Genomic DNA, 13,376 nt, shown 5'->3' with positions numbered 1-13,376 from the left:
ATTTAATCACTATCTTTAAGATATTGAAAAGAAATAAATTGCAAATTAAATAATAGTTATAAATATGAATACACAAGAATTTGTACAAAATTTTGTAAATCTGTTTGATGAAACAGATGTAGCAGAAATCAGCCTTTCTACAGAGTTCAGAAATTTAGATGAGTGGAGCTCTCTAATTGCCCTATCAGTTATTGCTATGGCTGATGAGGAATACAATGTAAAACTAAAAGGTGATGATATCAAAGCGGCTCATACCGTAGAAGACCTATATAATGTAGTGAAAAGCAGAATGTAATAACTATGTACAATCCTTTTTCATTAGAAAATAAAACTATTTTAGTGACAGGAGCCTCTTCTGGTATAGGGAAGGCTATTGCTATAGAATGCTCTAAGATGGGAGCAAAAGTAGTTATCACAGGGCGTAATGAGCAGCGTTTGCAAGAAACCTATGGGCAGTTAGAAAGTGCGCAGCGCGCTTATATAGTAGCTGACCTTACCAAAAAGGAGGATATAGAAACCTTAGTGAACCAAATAGATAGTTTAAACGGGTTAGTAAATTGTGCTGGACTTACAATTCCTAAACCTTTTAAGTTTCTGCAAGAAGAGGATATACAAGAGGTGATGACAGTTAATTTTAATGCTCCTCTGTTATTGACTCAGTTACTCGTTAAGAAGAAAAAGCTACAAAAGGCATCATCTATAGTGTTTATCTCATCTATTTCAGGCACCAAAGTGTCATATATAGCAGGAAGCATTTATTCAGCTTCAAAAGGAGCAATCAATGGGATTTGTAAAGGATTAGCTTTGGAGTTAGCCCCACAGCAAATAAGAGTAAATACAGTCGTACCAGGAATGGTTGAAACCAATATTGTTTCAGGAGGAGAGGTGACTCAAGAGCAATTAGAAGCTGACAAGCAAAAATATCCTTTAAAACGTTATGGAAAGCCTGAAGAAGTAGCGTGTGCAGTTATTTATCTCTTGTCTGATGCTAGTTCTTGGGTAACAGGTTCAAATCTTCTAATAGATGGAGGATACACTTTATTGTAAAATTATGAAAGCATATATTAAAGCACTGACATACGCTCTCCCTAAAAAAGCGCTTACTAATGAACAGTTAGTAGAAGAATTTCTAGAATGGAGTGTCGATAAAATCGCCAATAAAGTGGGTATACACACCCGCCATATAGCAGATGAGAATGAAACTGCAGCAGACTTAGCAGTGAGAGCAGCTGAGAAACTTTTTGCTACAGAAACTAATATCAATAAAAAAGAGATAGATTTTGTTCTTTTCTGCACCCAAAGTCCTGATTATTTTCTGCCTACTTCTGCTTGTTTAATACAAGATAGATTAGGTTTGCCCACTACTTGTGGTGCTTTAGATTTTAATTTAGGGTGTTCAGGATATATATATGGACTTTCTTTAGCCAAAGGGCTCATTATGGGAGGAATTGCCAAGAATGTACTTTTCCTTACAGGAGAGACCTATACTAAACATTTGCACCCCAAAGACAAAGGAAATCGCACTATTTTTGGAGATGCAGGTTCCGCTACACTTATATCTACCGAAGGATTTGCTGAAATAGGTAATTTTAGTTTGGGAACAGATGGCAAAGGAGCTGAAAATCTAATCGTAAAAACAGGAGCTTTTCGTCATAAAAGTTCTTTAAACGACTTAAAATTTGATGAAAAAGCAAATCCTATTGCTTCTGATTATTTATTTATGAATGGTTCGGAAATTTTTAACTTTACTATTGATGTTGTACCCTCTTTGGTAAGCGATACATTAAACAAGAATCAACTCTCCAAAGAGAATATTGATGGTTTTGTATTTCATCAAGCAAATGCTTTTATGCTGAATTTTTTGCGTAAAAAACTAAAAATTGAAGAAGAACAATTTCATTACTATATGAGTGAAGTAGGGAATACCGTTTCAGCTACTATCCCTATAGTACTCTGTGAAAAACTAAAAGAGAATAAACTAAAAGGAAGTCTCCTCCTTGCAGGTTTTGGCGTAGGCTATTCGTGGGGAGGATGTATATTGAAATTTAATTAAAAATGTACGATATTCGCTATGCAAAAAAAGAGGATTTACCTCTTATTATAGAATTTTTAGACACCCATTGGAAAAAAAATCACAGTTTAGTGGTCTCAAAAAAACTAATGGATTTTCAACATTTAAATCCTATTACAGGAGGTTATAATTTTATTATTGCCCAAAATAAGCAGACGGGAAAGATTGATGCCCTTAAAGGATTTATTCCTATTTATCAATATGATAAAAAGTTGTATCAACAAGAAAATGATACTTGGGCTGCTATCTGGAAAGTGAGAAAAGATATAAGGAATGATGAGATAAATAATTTAGCTGTTTACTTGTGGGAAATGTACTTTAATTTGCCTAATAGTAGGTCTTTTGCAAGTATAGGACTAAGTAATGATGCTATAAAAGTACATAAGGCTACTAAAAATTTAGTAGATATAGTGAAACAATATTACATTCTCAATAATTCTGTTGAAAATTTTAAAATTGCTAAAGCTAGTCATAACGAAAAGCTAAACAAAAAGGATAATGCTTCTATAGAAAAATTAACTATAAAGGATAATTTTGATATTGAGCCTCTTACCGAAGAAAGCATACAAGCAGGGGAGTATAGACCTAAGAAATCTATAGAATATCTAAAAAACAGATATTTATATCACCCATTCTACAGATATAATTTTTGGGGTGTTTTTGTAGAAGATAAACTGAAAGCTATTTGGGTTATTCGGATAGTGAAAGTAGAAACAGCCAAAGCACTGAGAATAGTAGATATGTACGGTACTGGGGCAGAAGCACTTCCGTGTTTATATAACCAAATACAAAAATTATTATCAAAATACGAGGCTGAATATATAGATTGTTTAAACTATGGTTTCGCTGAAGAAGTATTTGAAACGATGGGATTTTCAAAATTAGACTCCTCAACAAATGAGGTAATTATTCCTGATTACTTTGAACCCTTTGAACAACAAAATATATCTTTATATTTTACCTATAAGTTAAAAGATAAAAATGATCGATACGTAATATTCAAAGGTGATGCCGATCAAGACAGACCCAATATAATTCAATAGAAAATGGAAAATCAAAATCTAACAGTAGTGATGTACCACTACGTGAGAGACTTAAAACACTCAATATACCCTTCTATTAAAGGGCTTGATGTAGCTCTTTTTAAAGAGCAAGTAGCTTTTTTGAAGAAACACTACTCTTTTGTAACCGTTGAAGAAGTTATAGCAGCTACACAAGGTATTCATAAACTACCATCTCACCCTGTTCTTCTTACTTTTGACGATGCTTATATCGACCATTTTACTTACGTATTTCCTATTTTAAAAAACGAAGGGGTACAAGGGGCTTTTTATGCACCTGTAAAAGCTATTACTCAGCACAAAGTATTGGACGTAAATAAAATACATTTCATTTTAGCTTCAACTCCAGAAGAGAAAATGTCGTCTCTATTAAAAGAAATAGCTTTGTTATTAGATAAATATAGAGAAGTGTATCATCTGGAAAGCTTTGAGTTTTATTACAAAAAGTTAGCTCAATTAGATAGATTCGATACTAAAGAGGTTATTTTTGTTAAGCGACTATTACAAGTTGAATTAGTTGAAAAGCTGAGAAATATTATCACAACAGAACTTTTTAAGAAAATAGTAGGAGTTGAGGAAGGTACTTTTAGTAGAGAGCTATATATGTCGGAAGACCAAATGAAGTATATGGTTAGCGCTGGTATGCATATAGGAAGCCACGGTTACGACCATTATTGGTTGGGCTCTTTGCCAAAGGAAAAACAAGAAGTAGAAATTAAAGAATCTTTAAAATTTATAGAAAATATAGGTGGAGACATAAAACACTGGACTATTTGTTATCCTTATGGAAATTATAATGATGATACTATAACTCTTTTGAAGGAAAATCATTGTGCTTTAGGTTTTACAACAGAAGTAAAGTTAGCAGATATAAATAACCAAATGGGAGATAATGTATTTAAAATTCCCCGTTTGGATACTAATGATTTGCCTAAAGATGCAAAAGCATTACCTAACAATTGGTATAAGTAATTTTATGAGAAAAATTTGTGTCATAACAGGTACAAGAGCCGAGTTCGGCTTATTGAGATCTCTGATTGAACTTATTTCAAAAGATGAAAAGCTACAATTGCAACTCATCGCTACTGGGATGCATCTCTCTCCTGAGTTTGGTTATACTCTTGATGAGATAACCGCAGCAGGTTTTGTAGTCAATAAAAAAGTAGAGTGCTTGCTCTCGTCAGACACTTCTGTAGGTGTTTCAAAAACCATTGCCTTAGCTATTTCAGGCTTTGCTGATGCCTTTGAGGATCTACAACCCAATTTGGTAGTAGTTTTAGGTGATAGGACAGAAATATTAGGAGCGGTGATAGCAGCTGGAATGGCTAACATTCCAATAGCTCACTTACACGGAGGTGAAACTACTGAAGGAGCTTATGATGAAGCTATTAGGCATAGCATTACTAAGTTTAGTCATTTGCACTTCACCTCTACAGAAGTCTATCGAAAAAGAGTAATACAGTTGGGAGAGCAACCTGATACAGTATTTAATGTAGGAGCGATAGGCTTAGATAGTATTAAAAAATTAGAGTTATTAGACAGGGAGACTTTTGAAAAATCTATTGATTTTAACCTTAAAAAAAGAAATGTACTCATTACTTATCATCCCGTAACGCTAGAAAAAGAAGCTCCTATACAAACTTTTGAAAACATCCTGCAAGCCTTAGATGAGTTGCCAGAAACAGGACTTATCTTTACACACGCTAATTCGGACAAAAATGGACGTATTATTAATAAGATGATTACTGAATATGTAGAAACTCATAAAGATAAAGCAGTTGCTTTTAAGTCGTTGGGGCAGTTGCGTTACTTATCATCCTTACAATTTGTAGATTTTGTCATAGGAAACTCTTCTTCTGGAATGACAGAAGTGCCTGCTTTTTGTATCCCCACTATCAATATAGGCGATAGACAGAAGGGACGTATCAATTGTGAGAGCATTATAAATAGCACACATACTTTGGAGGATATCAAAAAAAGTATTACTTTTGCCCTTGATGAATTTTTTAGAAAAAAGATTCAGTTACAAAAATTACTATATGGTGATGGCACTGCTGCTGAAAAGATTTTACAAATTATCAAAGAACATAATCATATTTCCATAAAAAAATCATTTTACAATATTGATTTCTAATTTTTTTATGAGAAAAGATATTTTAATACATAAGGATAAAAACTTAGTAGAAGGTCTCAAGCAACTAAACCAGCTGAAAGGTATGAGTAGGCTCATCCTTTTTGTAGTAGAGGATAATGAGAAGGTTGTAGGATCAGTTACAGATGGTGACATCCGTCGCTCCATCATAGCTGAGCAAAATCTACTGAAAACCTTAGGAGAGATTGCAAACCCAGATTTCAAACGGCTATATCAAAAAGATACCTATCAGAGCTTTGAGAAATATCGAAAAAGCGATATAAAAATTCTACCTATCCTCAACCAAGAAGGTAAAATGGTCGATTTGATAGATTTGGAATACACCAAAGCCCAACTCCCTTTGGAAGCAGTGATTATGGCTGGAGGAAGGGGCAAACGCTTGAGTCCGCTTACGGATACTGTCCCCAAACCAATGTTGCGATTAGGCGACAAACCTATCATAGAACACAACATAGATAGGCTCATTAGTTTTGGTATCAAAAAGATTTATATCTCAGTCAAATACTTGGGGCAGCAAATAGTCGACTACTTGGGGGATGGTAGCCAAAAGGGGATTGCCATAGAATATGTATGGGAAGATGAACCCTTGGGAACAGCAGGTGCTTTGGCACTGATAAACAACCTAAGTACTGAACATATCCTACTGATGAATAGCGACCTATTTACCAATGTAAATTTCGAGTCGCTCTACCTAAAACTCATTGATGAAGCGGCGGATATGGCTGTAGCCTCTACTGAGTATAAAGTAGATATTCCTTATGCCGTATTTGAAACTAGAGAAGGACAAGTAACAAACTTTAAAGAAAAACCTAGTTTTATATACCACTCAAACGCTGGTATTTATATACTAAAACGCTCTCTGATTACTAAAATAGAAAAAGGCAAATATTGCGATATTACTGATGTAATGGAGCGATTAGTAGCTGAAGGAGGTAAATTAGTCTACGATCCTATTATAGGTTATTGGATAGATATTGGAAAAACAGTAGATTACGAGCATGCACAAGAGTTTATCAAACATTTAGAACGTTAAGTAATGTATAATAATAAAAAAATATTAGCTATTATCCCTGCACGAGGAGGTAGCAAAGGTTTGCCTGGTAAAAATATAAAACCATTATGTGGTAAACCTTTAATAGGGTGGAGTATAGAGCAAGCCCAAGCAAGTGAGTATATTGATGAAATATTTGTTTCAACTGATAGTAGTGAAATAGCAACTGTAGCTGAGAGTTTTGGTATAAAAGTACCTTTTTTAAGACCTTCAGAATTAGCAACAGATACTTCTCCCTCCTCAGCATTTGTACTACATACAATTGATTATTATCGTAACAAAGGACAAGAATTTGACTACATACTACTATTAGAGCCTACTTCTCCTTTGCGTGATGTAGATGATATTAATATAGCTATAGAGCAATTATTAAACCATAATACAGCTAAAAGTATAGTAGGAGTCTCAAAAGTAGAAGCAACTCACCCTGCTTTTTTGGTAAACATATCTAAAGAAGGATTGTTAAAACCTTATTTAGAAGAAATGAAAGTATTAAGAAGGCAAGAGCTAAATGATTTGTATTTTTTTGAAGGCTCTTTATATTTATCAGAGATTGATTACTTTATGAAAACGGAATCTTTCTATCACAATCTTACTTTACCTTATGTAGTACCCAAGTATAAATCGTATGAAGTAGATGATATTGTAGACTTCTATATCATTGAAAAATTATTAGAACTGAAATTAAATAACATATTAAAATGAATTATAGCCAACGACTCAATAATGTAATCCCTGGTGGTTGTCACACTTATAGTAGAGGAGACGACCAATACCCCGAAAATGCCCCTCAAATATTTGAAAGAGGTGAAGGTGCTTATCTTTACACCCCCGATGGGAAAGAATTCTTAGACTATGGTATGGCTTTGCGAGCTGTCACTTTAGGCTATGGTGAAAAAAGAGTTGCTAATGCTGCTATTGAGCAAATTTGGAAAGGCAATAACCTTACACGTGCTTCAGTGATAGAATTAGAAGCTGCAGAAGCAATGGTAGATCTTATACCAAGTGTAGATATGGTCAAATTCGCTAAAAATGGCTCAACGGTCACTTCTGCCGCCGTAAAAATGGCACGTGCCTATACGGGTAGAAAATATATCATTCGTTGCTTAGACCACCCTTTCTTTTCCTACGACGATTGGTTTATCGGTGATACAGTGCTTACTCGTGGTATTCCTAAAGAAAACTATGAGCACACAGTACACTTTAGATATAATGATATAGAGTCATTAGAAACCTTGTTTGCTCAACACCCTAATCAGGTAGCTGGTGTAATTTTAGAACCTGCCACTGGAGAGCACCCTAAAGATAATTTCTTGCAAAAAGTAAAAGAACTATGCCATAAAAATGGAACTTTATTTATCCTTGATGAAATGATAACAGGTTTTCGTTGGCATTTGCAAGGAGCTCAGACTTACTATGATGTAGAGCCTGACCTTTGTACCTTTGGTAAGGGTATGGCTAATGGTTTCTCGGTAGCAGCCCTCTGTGGCAAACGAGAATTTATGAGAATAGGAGGTATCAAAGAATTAGGAGCTGAACGTGTATTTTTAACATCAACTACTCACGGGGCCGAAATGTGTGGTTTAGGAGCTTTAGTAGAGACTATAAAATTCTATAAAGACAATAAAGTGGTAGACCATTTATGGAACTACGGTAGGAAACTAGTTTCAGAAATGAATACTATTGCAAAAGAATTACAAATTAGTGATTATTTTGCAGCTACAGGAATAGAGTGTTCTCCTAACTATATCACAAAAGATACTAATAAAGAAGTATCATTGGCTTTTAGAACACTTTTTTCACAAGAAATGATTAAAAATGGGGTTTTAATACCTTGGATTGCTATTTCGTATGCTCATACTGACAAAGAATTAAACAGAACTCTTGAGGCGGTACACAAATCATTACAAGTGTATGCAAAAGCACTTAATGAAGGTGTAGATAAATATTTAGTAGGAGCTACTATAAAACCTGTATTTAGAAAATATAACTAATGAAAGTGGCATTGGTATCACTCAACCAAAGTTGGGAAAATAAAGCCGAGAATAAGAAAAAGGTAGAAAAAACATTAAATCTTATTACTGAACATTGCTCTGATATCAATTTGGTAGTATATCCTGAAATGACCCTCACAGGTTTTACAATGGAAAGCCAAAAAGTCAAGGAAGATGAACTTTCGTCAGAAACGATTACTTTCTTTCAAGAACAAGCTAAAAAACATAATGTGTCTATAACTTTCGGAGTTGTTCTGACAAAAGGAGATAAAGCTACTAACAACTTGGCTGTAGTAAACAATCAAGGTGTCTTGCTAACTACTTATGCTAAAATACATCCTTTTTCGTATGCTAATGAAAATGATTTTTACCAAGCAGGCAAAGAACTGAAAAAGCTAACCATCGCAGGAGCTATTATAGGCCTAACCATCTGTTACGACTTGCGCTTCCCTGAACTTTACCAAGCATACTCTAAAGATTGCTCGGTGATACTAAATATAGCCAATTGGCCTGAGCGTAGAGTACCCCATTGGTGGGCACTTATCAAGGCAAGAGCTATAGAAAACCAAGTGTTTATGGTGGGTGTAAATCGTATAGGGAAAGATGGCAAAGGATTGTTATATGTAACCTCATCGCACATTGTGTCACCTTATGGCGAAGTGCTGAGAGGGACATCTCTCTCAGAAGAGGTAACTCTATATGAACTCAATCTTGAGGAAGTAACTCAATATAGAACTGAATTTCCTGTGAAAAATGATAGAAAAACAACACTGTACAAAAATTTATTATGAGCGAATTAGTAAAAGACAAAATAGTAGTAGTTACTGGCGGTGCTGGTTTATTGGGCAAAACCTTTTGTCAAGCTATAGCAGACAATGGAGGTCTTGCTGTTGTGGCAGAGTATGATATTGCCATAGCTGAGAAACTATGTGCTTCATTAAAAAATGCCAGCATAGTACCTGCAGAAGTTGATATTACCAATAAGATTTCCGTTGAAACTCTTATCACTACTATTTCCAAAAAATATGGCAAAATAGATGCTTTAGTAAATAGTGCTTACCCACGCAACAAAAACTACGGAAAACACTTCTTTGAGGTAACTTACAATGACTTTTGTGAAAATCTAGGAATGAACTTAGGAGGTTATTTTCTTACCTCACAACAGTTTGCTACCTATTTTGAGAAGCAAGGCTATGGTAATATCATTAATTTAGCTTCTATTTATGGAGTAATAGCACCACGTTTTGAGATTTATGATAATACCCCAATGACGATGCCTGTAGAGTATGCAGCTATTAAGTCAGGTTTAATACACCTTACAAAATATATGGCTAAGTACTTTAAAGGGAAAAATATTAGAGTAAATACTATTTCTTTAGGAGGCATAGAAGACAAACAACCTGAATCTTTTCTAAAAGCGTATAAAGAGTTTTGTTTAAACAAAGGAATGCTCAATGCTAAAGACATTGCAGGCACTGTACTATACTTACTTTCTGATTTATCAGAGTTCGTAAACGGACAGAATGTAGTAGTAGACGATGGTTTCACATTGTAGAAAAATATATAAATTGAAAAAATGAATAACAAAGAAGATATTGTAGCTCAATTTTTAGCTTTTGAAAAAAAAAATAATCTTTTTGATCTACAAGATTCAAAAGGCACCTATTATTGGGATATCATTAGATATTATGTGTGTGTCAAATTGAGATATCAGGAAGATCCCTTGATTAAAAAGAAACAAAGGAAAAACTATTTATTGATTTTAAAAAGAATCCTTGATTTTTTTCTTATTTTTTTCACCTATTCAAAAAAACAATATTTATTTTATCTGGCTTCTAGAGATAACGATACTCATAAAAAGAATATAGACAGAAATTTGAAGGCTTCTTATGATCTACTAAAAGAAAAAAAACTTTTATTAATAGAGTCTTTTAACCCTAACTTAAAAGGTACTTATTTTTTACCTCAAAACATTTATTACAAATTATTTAGGAAGAAATATTTTGATTTTACGAATGTCTTGAATCTTTTAAATAATTCTTTTGGAGAAACAAAAATTAGCAATGAATATCTTAATACTGTATTAAACCATTATTATTCTGATTTGTCTTTCTTTAAAAATATATTAAAAAGGCATAAAGTAGAGAAAATATTTATGATTCAAAATGGAATACAAAAAGGACTTATAAAAGCAGCCAAAGAATTAAATATAAAAATCTTTGAATTTCAACACGGTGTGGTATATAAAAACCATTTGGCATATAATTATCCAACAGAATGTTTAAATGAAAAAGTATATCTACCTAATACTATTTTTTCTTTTTCTCCTTTTTGGTTTCAAGATGTTTTTCTACCTAATGTTAATATTGTGCCTATAGGTAATGATTTTTTATATAATTCTATAAAAATTAATAGCTTAACTAAACCTAAAAAAGCTATATTAATAATTTCTGCCAATATTTTTGGAAAAAAACTTTTAAATTTTATAAAAAATGATGCTTTTCAAAAAAAGACTCAAAATATCCCTATTTTTTTCAAATTACATCCTAATCAATTTGATGAAAAAGAGTATTATATAGAAAGCATAAGAGAATTTGAGAATGTAGAAGTTATTAGCAATGAATTTTCTGTAAGCGATCTGATAGGAAAATGTGATACTATTTTTACAATCATATCTACTACTATCTATGAGGCATTACAATCTGAACGAAGAGTAATCCTTTTAAAAGAATTCCCTTATGAAGATCATAAACATATTTTTGATAGAAAAAATTTGCATTTGGTAGATACAGTTGAAGATTTTATTTCAGCTCTTAATACTGAAATAGTAACAGATAAAAATGTGACATTTTTTGCTCCTTTTGATAAAGAAGCCTTTTTTAAAGCATTATGAGTAAACTGCTGAAACAATCGGTCTTGTATGCTATAGGGGAGATTGTACCTAAGCTGGTAAGTTTCTTTTTATTGCCTATCTACACCCACTATCTCTCTAAAACAGATTATGGGATTATCAGTTATACCAACTCTTTTGTGATGTTCCTCTTTGTCCTTTGTGTACTATCGCTCAATTCTTATGTGCTGCGATTCTATTTTGAAAAAGAAGATGAAACTTATCGCAAACGATTGTTAGGTAATTTCTATATCATCATTGCGGGGATCAACATTTTATTATCTCTTTTAGCGTATTTCTCACTGCCTATTATTATTGAAAAATACCATATACAGGTGCCTTGGAATCCTTATTTTAAATTAGCTGTTATTGCAAATTTTTTAGAGGTATTTTCTGTGATTCCTTTGGTGTTGTACCGTGTAAAGCAACAAGCTAAATGGTTTACTATTTTGAGCTTGAGCAGAACCCTATTACAGATGTTGCTAATATTTCTTTTAATAGTAGTTTTTAAATGGGGAATATTAGGACACTTTTACGGAAGATTGTTCAGCCTAATTCCTTTTTTCTTTATCTATTGGGTCATTATTGCGCGCAATGCAACTCTTAATTTTAATTTTACAGAACTAAAAAAAGGACTTGCTTTTTCAACTCCCTTGCTACCAGGGGCCTTAGCATATTTAGCTTTAAGTCTTTCTGATAGAATTATCTTAGAACGTTTTGTCTCTATGGCACAAATAGGAATTTACAGTTTAGCTTATACCTTAGCACTTACACTCAATATTGTAATACAAGGTTTTTATAAAGCTGTAGAACCAGAAATCTTTCAACATTATGGAAAAGATAGTTTTAATACTTTTATAAAAAAAACACAAAATACTTTCTTTTTAGTAGTGTATATGGGAGCAATGTTTATCACCCTATTTAGCCAAGATGTATTTAAAATAATGGCTTCTAAAGAATTTTATGAAGGATACTTATTAGTGCCTATTTTGATGATAGGTGTGATTATGACGGGACAAAATGTAATTTTTGGAGGAATCATCATAGCAGAAAAGAAAAGTAAGATTTTGGGAGGTGCTACTATTATAGGAGCTATAGTAAGTGTAACTTTCAACCTTTCGTTAATGAGATATGGAGGTATTTATATAGCAGCTATCTCTTCAGCAGTGTCCTTTGCCCTAATGAATTTTATTCTTTATAGCAAGATGGACTGTAAGGAAAAGAATTTAAAAGCACCTATATTTGCTTTATTGTTATTTATAACCATTACTTTTGGGTTATTTTATGGTTTGGATATGATTTCCTCTTGGTGGAATGTACTGTTTAAAATATTATTACTATCTTTATACTTTATTTTACTATTAAGAGTGTTTAATATACACTTAAGAGATTTAGTAACTATTATAAGAAGAAAATAATGAGACTTTTCATCAGAATATTTAATAAATTAAATAGGATTTTTCTCAACTTGTATTATAGTACTATCTTTAAAAAGTTAGGAAAGAATTCCTATATACAAAACCCCATTAAATTACAAGGAACAGAACGAATTTCCATAGGTTCTAATGTTAATATCGGTTGGGGAGCTTGGTTAGCTGCCTTTCCTCATACTGGTTTTTTTAAAGAGTGCGAACTTGTTATTGAAGATGGAGTGTCTATTGGGAATTTTGCTCATATTTATGCTACTAAAAAGATCTATATCAAAAAAAATGTACTTATAGCAGATAAAGTATATATTTCTGACAACTTGCATGGTTATGAGGATATTAATACTCCTATTATAAAACAACCTATTATACAAAAAAGAGAAGTTGAAATAGGAGAAGGATGTTGGATAGGAGAAGGTGTTTGTATCATAGGAGCTAAAATAGGTAAAAATGTTATTATAGGAGCTAATGCTGTGATTACTAAAGATGTTCCTGATTATTGCGTGGCTGTAGGATTGCCTGCACGTATTATAAAAAGATATAACCTAGAAAAACAAATTTGGGAAAATGAAAAAAATGTTAAAAACAATCAACGAAACCTTAATAAAGAGGGGGGGGGTATTTTATAAAACGAAAAATATGGTTCTTACTAAACAAACCTTTTTTTAAATATTTAGGGGAAGGAACTTTCATTGATTCTCCGCTAAAAATAACAAAAAAGTATATTGAG

The 13,376-nt window shown here is 32.8% G+C and carries 14 protein-coding genes; all 14 read left to right on the top strand.

All coding sequences use genetic code 11. The features are described from left to right. The first annotated feature begins 64 nt into the window (after positions 1–64). Genes HMPREF1528_RS00470 through HMPREF1528_RS00405 form a run of 14 tightly spaced genes read left to right on the top strand, consistent with a single transcriptional unit; the run spans position 65 to position 13,275 of the window. Positions 65–295 (top strand): acyl carrier protein, encoded by a 231-nt coding sequence (locus tag HMPREF1528_RS00470; protein WP_016478180.1) that lies wholly within the window; start codon positions 65–67, stop codon positions 293–295. 5 nt (positions 296–300) lie between these two features. Further along, positions 301–1,047: an SDR family NAD(P)-dependent oxidoreductase gene (locus HMPREF1528_RS00465; protein WP_016478179.1), complete on the top strand. Its 747-nt coding sequence runs from the start codon at positions 301–303 to the stop codon at positions 1,045–1,047. A 4-nt stretch (positions 1,048–1,051) separates the two neighbouring features. Next, positions 1,052–2,053, top strand: coding sequence for a 3-oxoacyl-ACP synthase III family protein (locus tag HMPREF1528_RS00460; protein WP_016478178.1), 1,002 nt, complete (start codon positions 1,052–1,054; stop codon positions 2,051–2,053). 2 nt (positions 2,054–2,055) lie between these two features. Continuing rightward, on the top strand, positions 2,056–3,114 hold the full coding sequence (locus tag HMPREF1528_RS00455; protein ID WP_016478177.1) for a hypothetical protein: 1,059 nt from the start codon (positions 2,056–2,058) through the stop codon (positions 3,112–3,114). A 3-nt stretch (positions 3,115–3,117) separates the two neighbouring features. Next, positions 3,118–4,104, top strand: a complete 987-nt coding sequence (locus HMPREF1528_RS00450; protein ID WP_016478176.1) for a polysaccharide deacetylase family protein — start codon at positions 3,118–3,120, stop codon at positions 4,102–4,104. Positions 4,105–4,108: 4 nt separating this feature from the next. Then, on the top strand, positions 4,109–5,266 hold the full coding sequence (gene neuC, locus HMPREF1528_RS00445; protein ID WP_016478175.1) for a UDP-N-acetylglucosamine 2-epimerase: 1,158 nt from the start codon (positions 4,109–4,111) through the stop codon (positions 5,264–5,266). A gap of 7 nt (positions 5,267–5,273) precedes the next feature. Further along, entirely contained in the window at positions 5,274–6,317 is a 1,044-nt protein-coding gene (locus HMPREF1528_RS00440; protein WP_016478174.1) for a nucleotidyltransferase family protein, read from the top strand. A gap of 3 nt (positions 6,318–6,320) precedes the next feature. Continuing rightward, a complete protein-coding gene (locus tag HMPREF1528_RS00435; protein WP_016478173.1) occupies positions 6,321–7,040 on the top strand; it encodes a cytidylyltransferase domain-containing protein in 720 nt (239 codons plus the stop codon). Next, positions 7,037–8,329 (top strand): glutamate-1-semialdehyde 2,1-aminomutase, encoded by a 1,293-nt coding sequence (locus HMPREF1528_RS00430; protein ID WP_016478172.1) that lies wholly within the window; start codon positions 7,037–7,039, stop codon positions 8,327–8,329. Before HMPREF1528_RS00435 ends, HMPREF1528_RS00430 begins: the two co-directional genes overlap by 4 nt. Continuing rightward, a complete protein-coding gene (locus tag HMPREF1528_RS00425) occupies positions 8,329–9,120 on the top strand; it encodes a nitrilase-related carbon-nitrogen hydrolase (RefSeq protein ID WP_016478171.1) in 792 nt (263 codons plus the stop codon). Before HMPREF1528_RS00430 ends, HMPREF1528_RS00425 begins: the two co-directional genes overlap by 1 nt. Then, positions 9,117–9,884, top strand: a complete 768-nt coding sequence (locus HMPREF1528_RS00420; RefSeq protein WP_016478170.1) for an oxidoreductase — start codon at positions 9,117–9,119, stop codon at positions 9,882–9,884. Before HMPREF1528_RS00425 ends, HMPREF1528_RS00420 begins: the two co-directional genes overlap by 4 nt. A 21-nt stretch (positions 9,885–9,905) precedes the next feature. Beyond that, positions 9,906–11,222: a hypothetical protein gene (locus HMPREF1528_RS00415; protein WP_016478169.1), complete on the top strand. Its 1,317-nt coding sequence runs from the start codon at positions 9,906–9,908 to the stop codon at positions 11,220–11,222. Continuing rightward, entirely contained in the window at positions 11,219–12,637 is a 1,419-nt protein-coding gene (locus HMPREF1528_RS00410; RefSeq protein ID WP_016478168.1) for a lipopolysaccharide biosynthesis protein, read from the top strand. Before HMPREF1528_RS00415 ends, HMPREF1528_RS00410 begins: the two co-directional genes overlap by 4 nt. Next, a complete protein-coding gene (locus HMPREF1528_RS00405; RefSeq protein ID WP_016478167.1) occupies positions 12,637–13,275 on the top strand; it encodes an acyltransferase in 639 nt (212 codons plus the stop codon). Before HMPREF1528_RS00410 ends, HMPREF1528_RS00405 begins: the two co-directional genes overlap by 1 nt. Positions 13,276–13,376: the final 101 nt, after the last annotated feature.

This window comes from Capnocytophaga sp. oral taxon 336 str. F0502 (assembly GCF_000411575.1).
GTDB classification, from domain to species: Bacteria; Bacteroidota; Bacteroidia; order Flavobacteriales; family Flavobacteriaceae; genus Capnocytophaga; species Capnocytophaga ochracea.
The sequence above is the reverse complement of the archived record's forward strand: the minus strand, read 5'-3'. Positions and strand labels throughout refer to the sequence as shown.

Bases quoted from the DNA above. Each gene is read 5' to 3' on its own strand.
- HMPREF1528_RS00415 (WP_016478169.1), top strand. From the start codon at position 9,906: ATGAATAACAAAGAAGATATTGTAGCTCAATTTTTAGCTTTTGAAAAA.
- HMPREF1528_RS00440 (WP_016478174.1), top strand. From the start codon at position 5,274: ATGAGAAAAGATATTTTAATACATAAGGATAAAAACTTAGTAGAAGGT.
- HMPREF1528_RS00455 (WP_016478177.1), top strand. From the start codon at position 2,056: ATGTACGATATTCGCTATGCAAAAAAAGAGGATTTACCTCTTATTATA.
- HMPREF1528_RS00460 (WP_016478178.1), top strand. From the start codon at position 1,052: ATGAAAGCATATATTAAAGCACTGACATACGCTCTCCCTAAAAAAGCG.
- HMPREF1528_RS00470 (WP_016478180.1), top strand. From the start codon at position 65: ATGAATACACAAGAATTTGTACAAAATTTTGTAAATCTGTTTGATGAA.
- HMPREF1528_RS00430 (WP_016478172.1), top strand. From the start codon at position 7,037: ATGAATTATAGCCAACGACTCAATAATGTAATCCCTGGTGGTTGTCAC.
- HMPREF1528_RS00425 (WP_016478171.1), top strand. From the start codon at position 8,329: ATGAAAGTGGCATTGGTATCACTCAACCAAAGTTGGGAAAATAAAGCC.
- HMPREF1528_RS00450 (WP_016478176.1), top strand. From the start codon at position 3,118: ATGGAAAATCAAAATCTAACAGTAGTGATGTACCACTACGTGAGAGAC.
- HMPREF1528_RS00420 (WP_016478170.1), top strand. From the start codon at position 9,117: ATGAGCGAATTAGTAAAAGACAAAATAGTAGTAGTTACTGGCGGTGCT.
- HMPREF1528_RS00405 (WP_016478167.1), top strand. From the start codon at position 12,637: ATGAGACTTTTCATCAGAATATTTAATAAATTAAATAGGATTTTTCTC.
- neuC (WP_016478175.1), top strand. From the start codon at position 4,109: ATGAGAAAAATTTGTGTCATAACAGGTACAAGAGCCGAGTTCGGCTTA.
- HMPREF1528_RS00410 (WP_016478168.1), top strand. From the start codon at position 11,219: ATGAGTAAACTGCTGAAACAATCGGTCTTGTATGCTATAGGGGAGATT.
- HMPREF1528_RS00465 (WP_016478179.1), top strand. From the start codon at position 301: ATGTACAATCCTTTTTCATTAGAAAATAAAACTATTTTAGTGACAGGA.
- HMPREF1528_RS00435 (WP_016478173.1), top strand. From the start codon at position 6,321: ATGTATAATAATAAAAAAATATTAGCTATTATCCCTGCACGAGGAGGT.